The 17,714-nt window shown below is 74.4% G+C and carries 14 protein-coding genes; 10 read left to right on the forward strand and 4 right to left on the reverse strand.

Annotation, left to right across the window (positions count from 1 at the left end):
• Window positions 1-3 precede the first annotated feature (3 nt).
• From ACQP2P_RS17875 to ACQP2P_RS17890, 4 genes are all read left to right on the forward strand, one after another.
• Complete coding sequence (locus ACQP2P_RS17875; RefSeq protein WP_433617424.1) at window positions 4-603, forward strand: DUF402 domain-containing protein; 600 nt, start codon at window positions 4-6, stop codon at window positions 601-603.
• An 81-nt stretch (window positions 604-684) separates the two neighbouring features.
• Entirely contained in the window at window positions 685-846 is a 162-nt protein-coding gene (locus ACQP2P_RS17880) for a hypothetical protein (protein ID WP_433076131.1), read from the forward strand.
• A 439-nt stretch (window positions 847-1,285) separates the two neighbouring features.
• Entirely contained in the window at window positions 1,286-1,849 is a 564-nt protein-coding gene (locus ACQP2P_RS17885) for an RNA polymerase sigma factor (RefSeq protein ID WP_433617425.1), read from the forward strand.
• The gene (locus ACQP2P_RS17890; RefSeq protein WP_433617426.1) at window positions 1,842-3,011 is read left to right on the forward strand and encodes a hypothetical protein; all 1,170 of its coding nucleotides are present in this window, start codon (window positions 1,842-1,844) and stop codon (window positions 3,009-3,011) included. The genes ACQP2P_RS17885 and ACQP2P_RS17890 overlap by 8 nt, the downstream gene beginning before the upstream one ends.
• 197 nt (window positions 3,012-3,208) lie before the next feature.
• On the opposite strand, the gene ACQP2P_RS17895 is transcribed toward ACQP2P_RS17890, so the two are convergent.
• Window positions 3,209-4,630: a WGR domain-containing protein gene (locus ACQP2P_RS17895; RefSeq protein ID WP_433617428.1), complete on the reverse strand. Its 1,422-nt coding sequence runs from the start codon at window positions 4,628-4,630 to the stop codon at window positions 3,209-3,211.
• Window positions 4,631-4,815: 185 nt separating this feature from the next.
• Between ACQP2P_RS17895 and ACQP2P_RS17900 the strand changes: the two genes are divergently transcribed.
• Genes ACQP2P_RS17900 through ACQP2P_RS17910 form a run of 3 tightly spaced genes read left to right on the forward strand, consistent with a single transcriptional unit; the run spans window position 4,816 to window position 8,391 of the window.
• Window positions 4,816-6,540 (forward strand): GTP-binding protein, encoded by a 1,725-nt coding sequence (locus ACQP2P_RS17900; RefSeq protein ID WP_433617429.1) that lies wholly within the window; start codon window positions 4,816-4,818, stop codon window positions 6,538-6,540.
• An 11-nt stretch (window positions 6,541-6,551) separates the two neighbouring features.
• Window positions 6,552-7,469 (forward strand): DUF389 domain-containing protein, encoded by a 918-nt coding sequence (locus ACQP2P_RS17905; protein ID WP_433617431.1) that lies wholly within the window; start codon window positions 6,552-6,554, stop codon window positions 7,467-7,469.
• Entirely contained in the window at window positions 7,462-8,391 is a 930-nt protein-coding gene (locus tag ACQP2P_RS17910; RefSeq protein ID WP_433617433.1) for a small ribosomal subunit Rsm22 family protein, read from the forward strand. Before ACQP2P_RS17905 ends, ACQP2P_RS17910 begins: the two co-directional genes overlap by 8 nt.
• 23 nt (window positions 8,392-8,414) lie before the next feature.
• Here the strand turns inward: ACQP2P_RS17910 and ACQP2P_RS17915 are convergent, their stop codons facing one another.
• Window positions 8,415-10,265 (reverse strand): glycoside hydrolase family 9 protein, encoded by a 1,851-nt coding sequence (locus tag ACQP2P_RS17915; RefSeq protein WP_433617435.1) that lies wholly within the window; start codon window positions 10,263-10,265, stop codon window positions 8,415-8,417.
• A 217-nt stretch (window positions 10,266-10,482) separates the two neighbouring features.
• Here ACQP2P_RS17915 and ACQP2P_RS17920 point away from each other — a divergent pair, with 217 nt between their 5' ends.
• Together ACQP2P_RS17920 and ACQP2P_RS17925 are read left to right on the forward strand one after the other, a co-directional pair.
• Window positions 10,483-11,160, forward strand: coding sequence for an ABC transporter ATP-binding protein (locus ACQP2P_RS17920; RefSeq protein ID WP_433619180.1), 678 nt, complete (start codon window positions 10,483-10,485; stop codon window positions 11,158-11,160).
• Window positions 11,157-13,526: an FtsX-like permease family protein gene (locus tag ACQP2P_RS17925; RefSeq protein WP_433617437.1), complete on the forward strand. Its 2,370-nt coding sequence runs from the start codon at window positions 11,157-11,159 to the stop codon at window positions 13,524-13,526. The genes ACQP2P_RS17920 and ACQP2P_RS17925 overlap by 4 nt, the downstream gene beginning before the upstream one ends.
• Window positions 13,527-13,620: 94 nt before the next feature.
• Here ACQP2P_RS17925 and ACQP2P_RS17930 read toward each other — a convergent pair whose 3' ends face one another.
• A complete protein-coding gene (locus ACQP2P_RS17930) occupies window positions 13,621-14,211 on the reverse strand; it encodes a hypothetical protein (RefSeq protein ID WP_433617439.1) in 591 nt (196 codons plus the stop codon).
• A gap of 90 nt (window positions 14,212-14,301) precedes the next feature.
• On the opposite strand from ACQP2P_RS17930, the gene ACQP2P_RS17935 reads away from it, so the two are divergent.
• Window positions 14,302-14,496, forward strand: a complete 195-nt coding sequence (locus ACQP2P_RS17935) for a hypothetical protein (protein ID WP_433617440.1) — start codon at window positions 14,302-14,304, stop codon at window positions 14,494-14,496.
• On the opposite strand, the gene ACQP2P_RS17940 is transcribed toward ACQP2P_RS17935, so the two are convergent.
• On the reverse strand, window positions 14,459-17,692 hold the full coding sequence (locus ACQP2P_RS17940; RefSeq protein ID WP_433617441.1) for an AfsR/SARP family transcriptional regulator: 3,234 nt from the start codon (window positions 17,690-17,692) through the stop codon (window positions 14,459-14,461). The genes ACQP2P_RS17935 and ACQP2P_RS17940 overlap by 38 nt on opposite strands.
• Window positions 17,693-17,714 lie beyond the last annotated feature (22 nt).

Consider the following 17,714-nt stretch of genomic DNA (forward strand, 5'->3'; position numbering starts at 1 on the left):
AGTATGGTCGACATGCTGCTGCGCCGGTACTTCCGGGGCCCGCATGTGAGCTGGGCCCAGGCCGTCCACCCGGTCGCCGACGACGAGCGGGGCCTGCTGGTCTGGCTCCCGGCCGGCGCCGGCTTCGCCTGCCGCACCGAGCCCGACGGCACCCCGCTGCGCGACGCCCCGGCGATCGAGGACTACGGCGCCGCCCCGCTGCGCCGCCGCACCTGGGCCGACCGCGACGTGCTGATCCTGCATCCGCCGGCCGCGGCGCACTCGGTGTGGTGGTTCTTCCGCGAGGGCCGGTTCCTCGGTTGGTACGTCAACCTCGAGGCCGTCCTGGCCAGGCACGCCGGCGGCATCGACGTGATCGACCACCACCTGGACATCGTGGTGGACCCGGACCGCACCTGGCGCTGGAAGGACGAGGACACCTTCGCGGCGTGCGTCGACCGCCCCGGCTTCTGGACCACGGCCGAGTCGCTGGCGATCCGCGCCGAGGGTTCGCGCGTGGCCGCGAAGGCCGACCGCGGCGAGTTCCCGTTCGACGGCACCTGGCAGGACTTCCGCCCCGACCCGGCGTGGCCCGTGCCAAATCTCCCCCCGAATCCCCTCTAGCGGCCGTTTCGACCATCTTCGAGCCGCGATCGGGTTACTTTGATGGTCTCTGCACCATTGGTTGGCACGGGGCATAGGTCAATGACGCTCAAAAAGACTCTGCAGTTCGCCGTCGTCATCTTCCTCGTCTGGTTCGTGGCGTTCCGCCCGGACGCAGCGGCGAAGGTGGCGCGCGGTATCGGCGCGCTGATCGCCCAGCTGGGCACCGGCTTCGGCGACTTCTTCACGCGCGTGATCGGCTGACTATCCGCAGGTCCCCTCCCGACGCTTCCCGCACACTCCGCCCGAGTCCCGCCCGCGCCGTCCGTCCCGAACCCGGGACGGACGCCGCGCCCTGCCCTCACCGTGCCGCCCCGAACCCGCGGCGGCCGTTACCCGGTCCTCGCCGCGGTGGGGTGGCGCCGCGCAGCACCGGCAGCCGATCCTCGACGCGGCGCTCGCCGCACTGCTTGGACGCATGCCTGACCTCCGCGCCGGCCGGCGCACGGTGCCGAAGCCGGCCCTGACGCGGGTCCGCCGCACCGCCCGGGATTCGGGCCGCCCTCGCCGCGCTGGCCGGTCAGCGTGCCGTGCCGCCGACGAGCAGCCGTCATCCCCGGAGGCCCCCGGAAAACGGGTGTAATGATCCGCCGGTTGCCGACACAAGTGACGGTGTACCCGTTGCCGATAGTCAGGAGAGCCCATGCCCGGGCTGCGAGAGCGCGGCGAAGGCTGGTTCACTGCCTTGTACTGCGCCCACTACCCGCCGGTCGTTCGTTACGCGCTGCGCCGGATCGGTGACCCCGACGCGGCGGCCGAGGTGGCGCAGGAGGTCTTCGTCGTCGCGTGGCGCCGCCGTGCCGAGGTGCCCGACCGTCAGCTGCCGTGGTTGTACGGCGTGGCGCGCCGACTGCTCGCGAACCATTGGCGCGCTCGCCAGGCCGCGCCCGTGCCCGTCGGCGAGGAGCGCCTGCCGGTCACGGCCGACGAGCACGGCGCCGCCGATCGGCTGGCCGACGTCCGCCGGGCGCTGGCCACCCTCTCGGACGCCGACCAGGAGTTGCTGCGCCTGATCGGCTGGGAGGAGCTGTCCCTCGCCGAGGCGGCGGCCGTCCTCGGCTGCAGCCGTACCGCGGCGGCCGTCCGGCTGCACCGCGCGCGGGGCCGGCTGAGCCGGGCCCTCGGTGCGCCACCCCCCACGCCGGCCCCTCGCGTGCCGGCACCGAAGCAGCTGAACACGACGGCAGACAGGAACCGCCATGTTTGACACCAGCGGCACCAAGGCACTGCTCGGCCCGGCGGACCCGGCCCTCGGCGTGCCGGTCCCCCCGCCGCCCGCGAGGGCCGTCGACCTCATCGCCCTCGCCGAGGCGACCGTCGGCATCGACACACCGTCCGGAGCCGCACCGTCCGGAGCCGCACAATTCGGCGCCGCATCGTCCGGTGCCGCGCTGTCCGGCGCCGCATCGTCCGGTGTCCCGCGCCGGCGCATCCTGGTCCCGGTCGCGGCCGGGGTCGTCGCCGCGGGGCTCGTCGCGACCGGCGTGGTGGCCGGCGGCCTGACCGGTGGAGCACCGTCCGGCGTCGAGGCCGGCCAGGCCACCGGACCGGCGCCGACCGCGGCCACCGGACCGGCGTCCACCGCGGCCACCGGACCGACGCCCACCGGGACCGCCGCACCGGCGCCGGCGTTCGGGCCCGTGATCCGGCCGGTGGCCTTCGAGTTCGACCAGCGGCCGCCCACCGCGGGCGACCAGCTGCGTGCCCTCGCCGGGCAGCTGGCGCCCAGCCGGTGCGACACCACCACGGGCAAGTACACCTTCATCCACACCGTCGGGTGGAACGCCGTCTTCGACGACACCCCCGACGGCCGGTCGCAGCGGATCGTCCCCAGCGAGCGGTGGGAGTGGCACGCCGACGACGGCTCCGGGCGGTACCGGACCCTCCTCCTGCCGGCGGTGTACCCGAACGAGGAGTCCTACCGGTACTACCAGCAGCACCCCATCCAGCCGGCCGGCACGCCGGCCGCCGACGTCCACGACCTGCCGCCCGACCCGCACCGGGCGACGCAGCCCCTGCCGACCGACCCGGCCGAGATCGCCAAGAAGCTGCTCACCGGCGGGAAGCCGTTCCTGTTCTGGAACGTCCGCGACTGGTTCAGCTACCACGCGGTGCCCCTCGCCACGCGCGCCGAGGTGCTGCGCATCCTCGCGAACACGCCCGGCGTCGTCTGGCGCGGCGAGACCACGGACCGCGCCGGTCGCAAGGGCGTGGCGGTCAGCCTCGACGACAAGAACGCCCGCCACGTGCTGATCTTCGACCCGCGCACCGGCGAGATGCTCGCCTGGGACGACGTGGAGCGCCCCGTCGACACGGTCGCGGGCTCGAAAATGATCCTCGCCTGCGAACACACCGACAAACTCGGCTGAGCCCGCAACGACGGATCGGCGACTGCAGTCCACTGTGGAGCACAGTCGGCGCAACAACACCGGACGGGGCCGTCGAGGCGAAACCCACGACGGCCCCGGGCCACACCAACGTCAAACCGCAACAGGCCGACGAACCGCCCGAAACGACGGCCGCCGCGCCAGCGAGCGCGCCGGCCCCCGGTGCGGGGCGAGAGGCATCAGACCAGCTTCCGGATGTCCCCGTACGCCCGGTAGAAGCCGCCCCGCGCCGACTCCCGAACCGAAGACACCACGTAGCGCGCCCCCGGCTCGCGGATGCCCTTCGGGAACTGGACCTGCCAGTCCGAGTGGTAGCCCGCCGAGACGACACGGATGCGAAGGCGCGACCCCTCCTGCACGCACTCGACCACGACCCCGTCGGCCGGGTCGTGGGCGAGCTCGACCGTGGTCGACGGGGCCACGCTCGTCATCGCCGCCGGTGCCTTCACGTCGACGAACTGCGGCACCACGCCCTGCTCCGCCGAGCGCACCGCGGTCTCGCTCGCGTCGATGCAGGCCAGCGAGCCGTCGGTCGTGACGATGTAGAGCTTCTCGTCGTGATACTGCATCGAGTAGGCGCTGCCGCAGCCCGTGCCCAGCTTCCACAGCCGCGTGCCGTCGGCGGCGAAGCAGTAGACCGAGGAGCGGTAGTCGCCGGCGAAGACGTAGCGGCCGTCGGGCGCCGTCGCGCAGGAGAAGATCGTGTCGTCGCAGCGGTAGGTGACGCCGGCGCGGCCGTCCTTGAAGAACTGCAGCACCGAGTTGGAGGACATGCCGGCGTAGACGGCGTCGGACTCCTGCCAGCCGAAGAGCACCGCGCCCGTCGTCGGCTGGTGCCACAGCTCGTCGCCGGTGCGCCAGTCGTAGCTCGTCACGCCGCGGCCGTGGCCGTGGTGCACGGCGTCGGCGTCGCAGCGCACCATCCAGCCGGCCGGGCCCCGGCCCTGGCGGCGCCACAGGAACTCGTCCTCGTGGTCGATGGTGCACACGCCGCCCTTGGCGTCGGACACGCCCAGGATGCCGTCGTGGATGTCGAGCCAGTAGATGTCGATGTCGGGCGCGATCGCGTAGGCCAGCCGCGGCACCTTGCCGGACAGGTCGTAGACGTTGCCGTCGTCGCACCCGGCGTAGATCCAGGCGTCGTCGGCGACGATGCATTTCACGCCGTCGGGCAGCTGGAACTGCCGCTGGACCGTGGCGTCGTGCTGCAGGACGGTGATCGTGCCCTTCTCGTTGCCGACCATGCACACGTCGTCGTCGATGAAGATGCCGAAGGCGGGCGCGCCCGAGCGGTATTTCCACAGCACCGGCGCGGTCTTCGCGGTCGAGCGCTGCGACACGATCACGCGCCGGGTCACCGACCGCGGCGCGCGCTGGCCCGGCACCGCGGGCGCGTAGCCCTTGCGGACCTTCTCGCCGATCTTCTTGGCCGCGTCCGCCTGCGCCTTCGCCTCGTCGGCATAGGTCTTCGTCTGCGTCTGCCCGGCGTCGCCGATGCGCCCGTAGCGGACCTGCATCTGCGGGCCGTCGACGGTGACCTCGTAGAACTTGTGCGCGCTCCCGGAGTCCTCGGACAGTTCCAGATAGGTCGTTTGCGGCATCGGCCCGAGCCTTTCTCACATGTGAGGGGGTCGGCGACAGCGTAGCGACGAGGTACGACAAAAAATCGGGTGCCCGCGCCGGTACACTGCGAACGTCAGGTCATCAGGGAACGAGGAGGAGATCATGCGCGCACGTGTCACGTCCCGGCCGCCGTCCGCCTCGCCCGTGAAGGACCTGACACGTCTTGAGCATCCTCAATCTCGGCATCGTCGCGCACGTCGACGCCGGTAAGACCAGCCTCACCGAGCGCCTCCTGTTCGACGCCGGCGTGATCGCCCGCCTCGGCAGCGTCGACGCCGGCAGCACCCAGACCGACTCGCTCGACCAGGAGCGCCGGCGCGGCATCACGATCAAGACCGCCGTCGCCACGTTCGGCATCGGCGCGCTCACCGTGAACCTCATCGACACGCCCGGCCACCCCGACTTCATCGCCGAGGTGGAGCGGGCGCTGCGCGTGCTCGACGGCGCCGTGCTCGTCGTCTCCGCGGTCGAGGGGGTGCAGGCCCAGACCCGGGTGCTGCTGCGCACCCTGCGCCGCCTGCGCGTGCCGACGCTCGTCTTCGTCAACAAGACCGACCGCGCCGGCGCCGACCCCGACCGCGTGATCGGGCAGATCGCCGGCGCGGTGCCGATGTGGCGCGAGCACGAGGAGCAGCTGGCCGAGGCCGACGACGAGGCGCTGGCCGCCTACCTGCACGACCGGGAGATCGACGTCGACCGGCTCACCGCGCAGGCCCGGGTCATGCCGGCCTACCAGGGCTCGGCCATCACGGGAGCCGGCATCGAGCGGCTCACGGCGGCCATCGCGGAGCACCTGCCGAAGGCTCCGCGGGACGAGGACGCGCCGCTGCGGGCCACCGTGTTCAAGATCGACCGGGATCGCGCCGCCTACGTGCGCGTCCACGCCGGCGTCCTGCGGGTCCGGGACCGCATCGGCGACGAGAGGGTCACCGCGATCGACGGCCGCGACCGGCTCGGCCCGGGCGAGATCGGCCGCGTCCACGGCCTGCGCCGCGTCCGGCTGGGCGACACCATCGGCGGGGCGCAGGCGCACCCGGCCCCGGTCTTCGCCCCGCCCACGCTGGAGGCGACGGTCGAGCCGGAGGACCCCGGCCGCCGCCGCGACCTGCACCGCGCGCTGCAGCAGCTCGCCGGCCAGGACCCGCTCATCGACCTGCGCCTCGACGAGGAGCGCGGCGAGCTCAAGGTGTCGCTGTACGGCGAGGTCCAGCGCGAGGTCATCCGGGACACCCTCGCCGAGGACTTCGGGCTGGCCGTCGGCTTCGGCGAGACCGTGACGCTGCACCTGGAGCGCCCGCGCGGCCGGGGCCGCGCCGGGGTCGTCCTCGGACGCGACGGCAATCCCTTCCCGGCCACCCTGGAGCTGCTCGTGGAGCCGGGGGAGGGTCTGGAGGTCGCGATCGCGGTGCCGGTCGAGCACGTGCCGATGTACGTGTACAAATCCCTCCCGCACTTCCAGGAGGCGATCGAGCGCTATGTCCGCGACGCCTTCGCCCGCGGCGGCCGGCACGGCTGGGACGTCGGCGACGCGCGGGTGACGGTCACGCGGTGCGGGTACCAGGCCCCGAGCACCACCGCCGCCGACTTCCGCAAGCTCGTCCCCCAGCTGCTCACCCGGGCCCTGGCCGAGGCCGGGACGGTGGTCTGCGAGCCGGTGCAGCGCTTCGCGATCGAGGGCCCGGCGGACGCGCTCACGGCCACCCTGGCCGCGCTGCCGCGCTTCGGCGCGGTGCCCGGGGCGCCGGACGCGGGCCCGGCCCGGTTCACCGTCGCGGGCACGGTCCCGGCGGCGCGGCTGGCCGAGCTGGAACGGGCGCTGCCGGGGCTCACGCACGGGGAGGGCACCGTGGAGGCGGGCTTCGACGGGTGGCGTCCGGTGGCGGGCTGAATAATGGGCCGGTGCTGCATCTGAGGGTCATCAGCCCGCCGGACGAGACCGAGCGGGTCGTCGAGCTGCTCACGGCCGAGGCCGGGGCCACGAACGTCGTCGTGCTCGCCGGGGCGGCCCGCGAGCCGGCCGGCGACCTCGTGCTCGCCGACGTGGTGCGCGAGGCCGGCAGCCCGGTGCTCGCGGCGCTGCGCGAGCTCGGGCTGCACGAGCGCGGCTCGATCGCCATCGAGACCGTCGACGTGGCGCTGTCCCGCGGCGCGCGGCGGGCCGCCGACGCCGCGCCCGGGCTCGCCGGCGACGCCGTCGTGTGGGACGAGATCGAGCAGAAGACCGGCGCCGAGACCGAGCTGTCCGGCGCGTTCCTGGCGATGCTCGCGATCGCGACCGTCATCGCCGGCATCGGGGTGCTGCTGGACCAGCCGATCCTCGTCGTCGGGGCGATGGTCGTCGGGCCCGAGTTCGGCCCGCTCGCCGCGCTCTGCGTGGGGATCGTGCGCCGCCGCGGCCGCTCGGTGCGCCGGGCGCTGCTGGCCCTCGGGATCGGCTTCCCCGTCGGCATCGTGGTGACGATCCTGACCACGCTGGGGCTGGACGCGCTCGGCCTCGTCGACAAGGGGATGCTGCTGCGGGACCGGCCGCTGACTGACTTCATCTGGCGGCCCGACGCGCTGTCCTGGGTCGTCGGGTTCTTCGCCGGGATCGCCGGGATGCTGTCGCTGACCTCGGCCAAGGCCGGGCCGCTCATCGGGGTGCTCATCTCGGTCACGACGGTGCCGGCGGCGGCGAACATCGCGGTCGCGCTCGCCTACGGGATCCCGCACGAGGCCGGCGGCTCCGCGCTGCAGCTGCTCATCAACCTGGCCGCGATCGTCACCGCCGGGGTGGCGACGCTGCTCGTGCTGCGGAGCCTGTGGCGCCGTGCCTGACCTTCGCGAGGCGCTCGACGCGCTGCTGCAGGACGTGCCCCCGGCCCGGCTCACCGAGTCGGTGCGGCGGCTCATCGAGGACTATCGCAGCGGTCGGCCCGCCGGCGAGCCGCTGATCCGCACCATGGTGGACGCGACCGCCTACGCCGCGTACCGCATGCCGGCCACGCACGCCGCGGTCGGCGCCGCGCTCGCCCAGCTGCCGCCGATCGACCCGCGGTCCCACACGGACCTCGGCGGCGGCACCGGCGCGGCGGCCTGGGCGGTCCGCGACGCCTACGGCCCCATCCCGGCCACGGTGCTGGACCAGGTGCCGGAGGCGCTCAAGCTCGGCGCCCGCATCGCCCGCGACCAGGACTTCCAGTGGCAGCCGTGGCGTCTCGGGGAGCCGGTGCCCGCCGCCGGCCTGGTGACCGCGTCCTACGTGCTCACCGAGCTGGACGAGGAGGACCAGCGCACGCTCGTGGCCCAGGCGGCCGCGGCGGCGACGACGGCCGTGGTGCTCGTCGAGCCCGGGACGCCGCCGGGGTACCGCCGGATGCTCGCCGCCCGCGACCAGCTGATCGAGGCCGGGTGGCACATCGCCGCCCCCTGCCCGCACCAGCTGGCGTGCGGGATGACGGGCAAGGACTGGTGCCACTTCGCCGCCCGGGTCAACCGCTCGGCGCTGCACCGGCGGCTCAAGGACGCCAGCCTCGGGTACGAGGACGAGAAGTACAGCTTCGTGGCGGCGCTCAAAGCCCCGGCGGGCGCGCCCGGGCGCGTCGTGCGGCACCCGGCGTTCCGCAAGGGGCTCGTCACCCTCCAGGTGTGCCGGCCCGACACGAGCGTCGGGCCGGTCCTGGTGTCCAAGCGGGAGGGCCCGCTGTACAAAGCGGCCAGGGACGCCGAGTGGGGCGATCCCTGGCCGCCGGGTGACTAGCTCAGGCCTGACTCAGCTCCGGCTCAGGTCTGGTCCGCCACGAAGGTCGAGACCCAGGCCAGGGACGCGTTCCAGTTGATGGTCAGCTCGTTCGTCGACCACGACATGATGTCGTCCATGTAGCACAGCTGCGGCTTGCAGCCGCGCAGCGCGTTGCCCGCGACCTCGTCCTGCAGGTTCGAGTTCGGGCCGCCGGCGAGGGTGCCGCGCGGCGGGTTGGGCAGCTTCGGGTCGAGCTGGTGGGCGTACCAGCGGCTGTGCTGGTTCTTCGACGCCTTCTCGCCGTAGCCGGTGACGTAGGACTGGTTCAGCGCGTTGCGGCCGAGGATGTAGTCCATCCCGGACAGCACGCCGTCGCGGTACTTCGCCTTGCCGGTCAGGTCGAACGCGGTGCCGACGACGGCCAGGTTGTTGAGGATCTGGCTGTTGGAGCCCCAGTCGTAGCCGGCCGGGGGCGCGTACGGCTGCCCGTAGGCCTGGCCTTCCATGGTCTTGAGCTGCCGGTCGGCGCCCTCGATCACGGACTGGCGCACCCGGTCCCGGTCGGGGAGCTTGTTGTCGACGCTGGCGAGGTCGAGCCGGCCCAGCGCCGCGGTCGCGCGCCAGTCGAACGGCGCGGCGAAGACGTCGGCCTTGTGCAGCGGCGAGCTGGTGACCGCGGTGGAGTACTCCTTGTCGCCGGTCGTGATGAACAGCTCGGCCGCGGCCCAGTAGAACTCGTCGCTGACGTCGGTGTCGCCGTACGCGCCGCCGCCGGTCGAGTCCGAGTCCGGCGCGTACATGGTCGGGTGGGCCACCGCCGCGGCGTACGCGGTCTTGGCCACGTGCAGCAGCTTCTCCGAGTACGCCTTGTCGTACGGCGCGAAGACCCGGGCCCCCTGCGCGGCCGCGGCGGCGAGGTTCAGGGTCGCGGCGGTCGACGGGGCATGCAGCTGCCGCTGCTGGTTGTCGGCGGCCGGATCGGTCGGCAGCGCGGTCCAGGCGGCGTCGTGCACCTTGTGGTGGGCCATGCCGGCGAGCGGCTGCCCGGCCGGGACCTGCATCTTCATGAGGAAGTCGAGCTCCCAGCGGGCCTCGGCGAGCACGTCCGGGGTCTTGCCGCCGTGCTCGGGCAGGCGCAGGGCGCGGGCCTGGGCCGCCTTGGGGGAGCGCTCGTACGAGCTCATGAGCTGCGCGACGGAGATTCCGCCGTTCACGACGTACTTGCCCTGGTCGCCGGCGTCGTACCAGCCGCCGGTGACGTCCAGGGTGTAGTCGCAGACGCCCGGCTGGCACGGCACCTTGGAGTCCCCGCCGTTCGGGCTGTCCGCGGCGTGCCCGGCCTTGCGGCCGTAGCCCGGTGCGATGGCGTTGTCGATGGCGATGCCGCTGCGCTGCGGGTAGTAGAACGACAGTGCGTCGATGCTGAGCTGGCGGTACGCCTTCGGATCGAGGTCGAACGGGACGCTGGCCTTGCCGTCGACCTCGAGCGTGTAGGTGTCGCCGGTGCCCCGGTAGGCACTGAAGTCCACGACGTGCGTGTTCTGCCCCGAGCTCGCGTCGAGGCCGCGGGGCTCGGACTCGCCGGAGGCGACGACCTTGCCGGCCTTGTCCTTGAGCTGCCACGGCAGCGGCTTGTCGGAGTCGGAGATGACGGTGGCCCGCTTCGGGCCGTCCGGCAGGTAGCCGACCTGGTTCACGCGGACGGGCGTGTCCGGGATGTGATCGGGGGTGGCTGGGAACGCGTAGGCGCTGTCGGCACCGACGGCGCGGGGCAGGCCGCCGCCGTCGTGGCTCGAGAACACGATGGGCAGCGTGACGGCGGGCACGGCGACGATGACGGCCACGGCGGCCAGGCGGGCACGGCGGGACTGCAAAAAGGCGGGCAGGCGCACGGGACTCCTTCCGGTCGGGGTTTCCGGGCGAACCTAGTCACCGCCAAGCCCCCAAAACCGGACAATTCGCAACTGATGTGATCCCGGCCACTCATATGCGCCCCCAATGGCACAAAAGCCCCTACCGTTGCAGTACTACATTTGCGCAGGCGGGCCGCTCTATGCGGCCGGTATACACAGCATGTATACCTGTCGTGTAGAGTCCCGGAGCATGTCGATGACCCCGCTGCTGTCCGCCGAGGATCTGCACAAGTCGTTCGGGTCCACCGCCGCGCTCGCCGGGGCCTCGATGTCGGTCGCGGCCGGGGAGATCGTCGCGGTGATGGGCCCGTCCGGCTCGGGCAAGTCCACGATGCTGCACTGCCTGGCCGGGATCATCCGCCCCGACTCGGGCCGGGTCCGCTACCGCGACCAGGAGCTCTCCGCCCTGTCCGACGCCCGCCGCAGCGCCCTGCGCCGCGGCGAGTTCGGGTTCGTCTTCCAGTTCGGCCAGCTCGTGCCCGAGCTGACCTGCCTCGAAAACGTCGCCCTGCCCCTGCGCCTGGGCGGCGTGCGCCGCCGCGACGCCGCACAACGCGCCCGCGACTGGCTGCACCGCCTCGAGATCGACGACGTCGCCGCCAAACGCCCCGGCGAGGTCTCCGGCGGCCAGGGCCAGCGCGTCGCCGTCGCCCGCGCCCTCGTCACCGGCGCCCGCGTCGTCTTCGCCGACGAACCCACCGGCGCCCTGGACTCCCTCAACGGCGAACGCGTCATGCGCCTGTTCACCGAAGCCGCCCGCGACACCGGCGCCGCCGTCGTCCTGGTCACCCACGAACCCCGCGTCGCCGCCTACTCCGACCGCGAGATCGTCGTGCGCGACGGCCGCGCCCTCGACCTGGACCGCGCCCGATGAGCTCACCGCGCCGCTGGGCCGCCGACGTCGGGCTCGGAGCCCGCCTCGCCCTCAGCGGAGGCCGCGAAGGCCTGCTCCGCACCGCGCTCACCGCGCTCGGGGTCGCGCTCGGCGTCGCCGTGCTGCTCCTGGCCGCCTCGCTGCCCGGCATCCTCGACGGCCGCCACCACCGCACCGACGGCCGCGACGACCTGCACCTGGGCGGGGAGACCCCGCCCCGCGGCGACACGTCGGTGCTGATGCTGCCGGTCACGTCCGTCTACCACGACCGCTCGGTCGCCGGCCGCTTCCTCAAGCCGGAGGGCGCCCACCCGATCGTCCCGCCGGGCGTGACCGCGCTGCCGCCGGACGGCTCGATCGTCGTCTCCCCGGCGCTGCGCGACCTGTTCGCCACGCCCGAGGGGGCCTTGCTGCGCGAACGGTTCCCGCAGCCGATCGCCGGCGTGATCGGCAAGGAGGGGCTGTCCGGCCCGAACGAGCTCTACTTCTACGGCACCCGCGACGCCCTGACCGAGGACGAGCCCGACGTCATGCGGCTCACGTACTACGGCTCGCGCAGCACCGGCGACCCGCTCTCGCCCATCCTGCTGCTGCTCGTCGTGGTCATCTTCGTCGCCCTGCTCATGCCGGTGGCCATGTTCGTCGCCGCCGCGACCCGCTTCGGCGGCGAGCAGCGCGACCGCAGGCTCGCCGCGGTCCGGCTCGTCGGCGCCGACACGTGGATGACCCGCCGGGTCGCCGCCGGCGAGGCGGTGCTCAGCGCCGCGCTCGGCGTCGTGCTCGGCATCGGGTTCTTCTACGCCGGGCGGGTGTTCGCCGAGCGCTTCGAGCTCGCGTCGATCAGCGTCTACGCCTCCGACATCGACCCGGCGCCGGCGCTGTTCCTCGCGATCGTCGTCGCGGTGCCGCTCGCCGCGCTGCTCATGACGCTGTTCGCCCTGCGGCGGGTCGTCGTGGAGCCGCTCGGCGTGGTGCGCAAGGCGGCCGCGAGGACGCGACGGCGGGTGTGGTGGCGGCTGGTGCCCTGGGCCGGCGGCCTGGCCCTGGTGCTGCCGCTCATCGGCGCGCGGGCGCACCGGTTCGACGTGTGGCAGGCCGCCTCCGGCATCGTCCTGCTGCTGCTCGGCGTGGCCACCATGCTGCCGTGGATCTTCGACCGGCTCGTGGCCCGGCTCGGCTCGGGCGGCCCGGTCGCCTGGCAGATCGCCGTGCGCCGGCTGCAGCTGTCGCACGACAGCGCCCTGCGGGCCGTCAACGCCGTCGCGGTCGCCGCGGCCGGCACGATCGCCCTGCAGATGCTCTTCGCCGCCGCCGAGGCCGAGAACACGACGGCCAGCCGGCAGAACACCGCCGAGGCCCAGGCCGTGACCATGGTGAAGCCGAGCGCGTCGGTGCCCGTGCGCTCCGCGGCCCAGGCCGAGGCCGGGCTGCGGGGGAGCCCGGGCGTGACGAGCCTGCATACATACCGGCAGACGTTCGCGGCCCTGCCCGGCGGGGACGGCACCGCGGACGGCGGCGGCGACCCGAGGATCTTCGAGATCGCGATCGGCGACTGCGAGACCCTGCGCATCCTCGCCGAGCTGCCCGCCTGCGCCGACGGTGACGTGTTCGCCGTCGACCCGGCGTCGTCGCAGCGCGGCATGAGCGGCGACGACGCCACCGTCGCGGCGGGCCGCGACGTGCTCGTCGGCGCGGGCGAGGACGACTCGGTCAAGCCCACCTGGCGCGTGCCCCGGCAGCTCAAACCGGCCCGGGAGCGGCGCGACCCCTACGGCTCCGACCACGACGGCCTGCTCGTGACCACCGGCGCGGCCCCGAAGGCGCTCACCGAGCCCCTCGACGCGCGCTACTACACCTTCGTCGGCCTGGACCCGGGCGCGCCGGACGCGGCCGAGCACCTGCGCAACGCGGCCATGCGCATCGGCCCGACGACCGACGTGAGCATCCTGTCGTCCACCGACGTCGACTCGACGTTCGCGAGCATCCGGCGCGGGCTGTTCGCGGGCGCCGCCGTGGTGCTCGTGCTCGTCGGGCTGAGCCTGCTCGTGGGCACCCTGGAGCAGCTGCGCGAGCGGCGGCGGACGCTGGCGGCGCTCGTCGCCTTCGGCACCCGCCGCGGCACCATGGCCTGGTCGATCCTGTGGCAGACGGCGGTGCCGGTCGCGCTCGGCCTGCTCGTCGCGTCGGCGCTGGGCCTGGCCCTCGGCGCCCTGCTGCTGCGCATCGTCGTGGTCCAGGTGCGCGTGGACTGGGCCGGCGTCGGGGTGGTGTCCGGCATCGCGGCCGGGGTCGTCCTGCTCGTGACCCTCGCCAGCCTGCCGCCCCTGTTCCGGCTCATGCGCCCCGAGGGCCTGCGCTTCGAGTGACCGCCCATCCGGCCGACGCTCAGCCGGAAACCGCGCAACCGGAAACCGCGCAACCGGAAACCGCGCAACCGGAAACCGCGTAACCGGAAACCGCTCAGCCGATGTGGGCGCGCACCCACTCGGCGACCCGGCGCGCCGACTCCTCGGGCGGCCCGTCGTCGGTGCGCACGACGGTGCCGGCGGTGGCGCGCAGGTGGGCGGCGAACGCGAGGTGCCGCTCGATCGCCCGCTCGCGCCACCGCGGCCGCGCCTCGAGCCGCGCGGCGCGCACGTCGTCGGCGCAGTCGAGCACCGCGACGTGCACGTCCGTGACCCATCGCCGGCCCGCGAGCCCGTCGAGCTGCTCGCGGGTGAACGGCGCGAGCAGCACCGTGTGCCGCCCGCTCTGCGCCGCCCCGTGCGCGACGCTGAGCCACGCGTCGCGCAGCGCGGGCCAGTCGACCTCGCCGAACTCGCAGGCGCGCTCGAACGGCCCGATGAGCCAGTCCCCGTCGAACACGAGGCACTCGGGCAGCCCGCGCACGAGATGGGGCAGCACGGCCGTCTTGCCGGACCCGGACGCGCCGGTGACGACAAAGAGCGGGAGCCGGCGGGCGGGCTCGGTGTGGCCGCAGTCGGGGCAGACCGCGAGCTCCCCGTCGGGCGCCATGGCGATCGGGTCGTCGCACCGCTGGCAGTAGTGCACGCCCCGACCCTACCGGCCGCCGGGGTCACACCGCGGGCGCCGGTTCGCGCCGCGGCCGCGCCCTTGGACGAATGTGCTGTACTGGGCGCCATGACATGGCCACGGCCGACCGGAATCGGGTTGCTCGTCGTCGCGGTGCTCTTCGGCATCGGCGTGCGGGTGGAGATCGGCCACGAGCCGACGAGCTGGGCCCGGGTGAGCGTCTACGCCGTGCTGGGCGCCATCTGCGCCCTCGCCGGGGCGGGGCTCATGGTGCTAGCTCAGAAAGCGGGGAACCGGCGCTAGCGCGCGCCAGGATCCCCCGGATGCGCGCCTGCGCGGCCACGCTGCCGCTCGTGCGGTGCGCGTCCGCGGCCCGCCGCGCGGCCAGCAGCGCCCGCACCCGGTCGCCCCGGCTGAGCTGGATCTCGGCGATCGTGACGAGCGCGTGCGCGCGCAGCATCCGGAACCCGCCCCGCTCGGTGAGCCGCAGCCCGCTGCGGGCGTGGTCGAGCGCCGCGTCGAGCCGGTCGAGGTCGTGCAGCGCCCCGGCGAGCCCGACGGCCGCGGCCGCCCGGTGGTACGCCGCGCCGACGCCGTCCAGCAGCGTGACCGCCTCCCTGTAGAGCTCGGCGGCCCGCTCCGGCCGCCCCACCCCGCGGCTGGCCAGCGCCAGGGCGATGAGCGCCTGCGCGGTGCCGTAGCTGCCCTCCAGGTCCCGGGCGGTGTCGACGGCCGCGGTGGCCAGCTCCAGCGCCTGCTCCGGCCGGCCCAGGTCGGCGTGCACGGCGGCCAGCAGCGACAGGATCGTCGTCTCGTGCAGCCGGTTGCCCACCTCGCGGCACAGCGTCAGGGCCCGCTGGGCGAGCTCGAGGGCGTCGGTGAGGCGGCCCAGCGCCTGGTAGGTCGCGGCCAGGGACTCCAGCAGGTACGCCGTGGTCCGAGACGCCTCCCCGAGGGTCTCGGCCATGCGCAGCCCCTCGTCGAGGCACTCCGTGGCGTCGGCGAGCCGGCCGGTCACGTGATGGTGGTGGCCGAGGGAGTCCAGGAACGCGACCAGCAGCGAGGTCGAGCCGTGCTCGCGGGCCAGCCGGATCGCGCCGGTGTGCTGCTCCAGGGCCTCGTCGGGCCGGCCGAGCTCGTCGTAGAAGATGCCGAGGTTGTTGCGCGCGCACGCCAGGCCCTCGACCCAGCCGCCGGTCTCGGCCAGGCGGATCGCGCAGCGCAGCGACTCGACCGCCTCGTCGTGCCGGCACAGCCACTGGTTGGCGTGCGCGAGGCCGATGAGCATCGCGGCCTGCCCGTTGACGTCGGCGTAGATCTCCGCGGCGGCGAGCCCGGCCCGGCTGACCACGAGCCACGCGAACAGGTGGCCGCCCTGGGCCAGGAAGCCGCGCATCGCGTCGGTGAGCCGCCACGCCATCTCCGGGTAGGCGTCGGCGACCGCGTGGCGGACCATCGACACGAGGTTCTGCCGCTCGGCCTCCAGCCAGGCCCGGGCCTGGGCCGTGCCGCAGAACGTGGCCACCGGCGCGGACCCGGCGTAGGGCAGCCGTACGAGCTGCGGATAGAGCTGCCGGGCGGCGGCGTCGAGGGTGCCCAGGTACCAGTCGTAGACGCGCCGCAGCGCCGCCGTGCGCTCCTCGGCGGAGTCGTCGGCCGTCGCGCGGGCCCGCGCGTAGGAGCGCAGCAGGTCGTGGAACGTGAACCGGTCCGGCGCCGGCTCGACGACCAGGTGCGCGGCGGCGAGCCGGTCGAGCAGCGCCGCCGCCTCGGCACCGCCGAGCCCGGCCAGGGCCCCGGCCGCGGCGGCCGTGAAGTCGTTGCCCGGCACCAGGCCCAGCAGGCGGAACAGCCGCTGGGCGTCGGGCGGGACGGAGCGGTACGACACCTCCAGGGCGCTGTGCACGGCCCGCTCCCCGTCGACGGCCAGGGCCGTGAGCGGGTCGGCGGCGCGCAGCTGGGCCACGTGCGCGGCGATCCCGCGGTGCGGGTGGTTGATGAGGTCGGCGGCGCTGATGCGCAGCGCGAGCGGCAGGTAGGCGCAGGCCGCGGCGAGCTCGGCGGCCGCCTCCGCCTCGGCGGCGACCCGGTCCGCGCCGAGCATGTCGCTCAGCAGCGCCCGCGCCTGCTCCGGCGGCAGGATGTCCAGCGTGATCCGGCGGGCCCCGTCGTGCGCGACGAGTCCGGTGAGCCGGTCCCGGGTCGTCACCACCACCAGGCAGCCCTGGCCGCCGGGCAGCAGCGGGCGCACCTGCTCGACCGAGCGGGCGTTGTCGAGGAACAGCAGCACGCGGCGGCTGGCCAGCATGGATCGGTACAGCGCGGAGGCCGCCCCCACGTCGTCGGGCACCCGGTCCTCCCGCACCCCCAGCGAGCGCAGCAGCGCGCCGAGGGCCTCGATCGGCGGCACCGGCCGGTCGCGGGAGGCGTAGCCGTGCAGGTTCACGTAGAGCTGCCCGTCGGGGAAGCGGCTCGCCACCCGGTGCGCCCAGTGCACGGCGAGGGCCGTCTTGCCGACCCCGGCCGTGCCCGCGATCGCCGTCACCACGACCGGTCCTCCGCCACCGGCCGCCTCGGGCAGCATCGCGTCGAGCCGGGCGAGCTCCTCGGTCCGCCCCACGAACCCGGCCACGTCCGCGGGCAGCTCGGCCGGTGTGGGCGGCCGCGGCGCGACCGGCCGCGGCGGCTGCCCGGCCCTGACCGCGGCCACGGCCGCGGGCGGGGCCGGGGGCGGCTCGGGCGCCGACGGCTCCGGTTGCAGGTCGGCGCGCAGGATGCGGCCGTGCAGCTCGCGCAGCTGGGCGCCGGGCTCCAGGCCGAAGGAGTCGCGCAGGGTGCGCCGCAGCTGCTCGTAGGAGTCGAGCGCGGCGACCCGGCGGCCCTCCCGGTGCAGGGCGACCATGAGCTGACCCCGCAGCCGCTCGCGCAGCGGGTGCTCGGCGACGAGCTGGGTCAGCTCGGCGATGCGCTCGTGGTGGCGGCCCGCGGCCAGCTCCACGTCCATGAGCTCCTCGGTCGCGGCCAGCCGCAGCTCGTCGAGCGGGTCGGTGACCCGCCGCCGCAGCCAGGGCCCGGCCACGTCGGCCAGCGCCGGGCCGCGCCACAGCCGCAGGGCGGTGCGCAGGAACGCGGCCGCCCGGTCCGGGTGATCCGCGGTGCGGGCCCGGGCCACCAGCATCTTGAACCGGGCCACGTCGACCTGCTCGGCGGCGACCTCGAGGGCGTAGCTGTCGCCCTTGGTCACCAGGCGCACGCCGTGCGCGGCGGCGTCGGCGGCGTTGAGGTGGCCCCGCAGGCGGGCGACCACCACCTGCAGCGCGGCGCGCGGGTCGGGCGGCGGCTCGCCCTCCCAGATCAGCTCGGCCAGCCGCTCGTTGTGGATGGGGCGGCCGTTGTCCAGCAGCAGCAACGCCAGCAGGCAGCGTTCCTGGCGCCAGCCGAGCTTGACCGGGCGGCCGGCGATGTCCGCCTCGACCGCGCCGAGTAATCGAAACTGCACGATCGAACACTATCGCCTGATC

This window comes from Dactylosporangium sp. CA-139114, from assembly GCF_050955725.1.
In the GTDB taxonomy this organism is placed as follows: Bacteria; Actinomycetota; Actinomycetes; order Mycobacteriales; family Micromonosporaceae; genus Dactylosporangium.

What these genes read in the sequence shown, in the direction of transcription:
- ACQP2P_RS17885 (WP_433617425.1), top strand. Translation starts at nt 1,286, where the DNA reads ATGCCCGGGCTGCGAGAGCGCGGCGAAGGCTGGTTCACTGCCTTGTAC.
- ACQP2P_RS17895 (WP_433617428.1), bottom strand. Translation starts at nt 4,630, where the DNA reads ATGCCGCAAACGACCTATCTGGAACTGTCCGAGGACTCCGGGAGCGCG.
- ACQP2P_RS17925 (WP_433617437.1), top strand. Translation starts at nt 11,157, where the DNA reads ATGAGCTCACCGCGCCGCTGGGCCGCCGACGTCGGGCTCGGAGCCCGC.
- ACQP2P_RS17890 (WP_433617426.1), top strand. Translation starts at nt 1,842, where the DNA reads ATGTTTGACACCAGCGGCACCAAGGCACTGCTCGGCCCGGCGGACCCG.
- ACQP2P_RS17935 (WP_433617440.1), top strand. Translation starts at nt 14,302, where the DNA reads ATGACATGGCCACGGCCGACCGGAATCGGGTTGCTCGTCGTCGCGGTG.
- ACQP2P_RS17880 (WP_433076131.1), top strand. Translation starts at nt 685, where the DNA reads ATGACGCTCAAAAAGACTCTGCAGTTCGCCGTCGTCATCTTCCTCGTC.
- ACQP2P_RS17875 (WP_433617424.1), top strand. Translation starts at nt 4, where the DNA reads ATGGTCGACATGCTGCTGCGCCGGTACTTCCGGGGCCCGCATGTGAGC.
- ACQP2P_RS17920 (WP_433619180.1), top strand. Translation starts at nt 10,483, where the DNA reads ATGACCCCGCTGCTGTCCGCCGAGGATCTGCACAAGTCGTTCGGGTCC.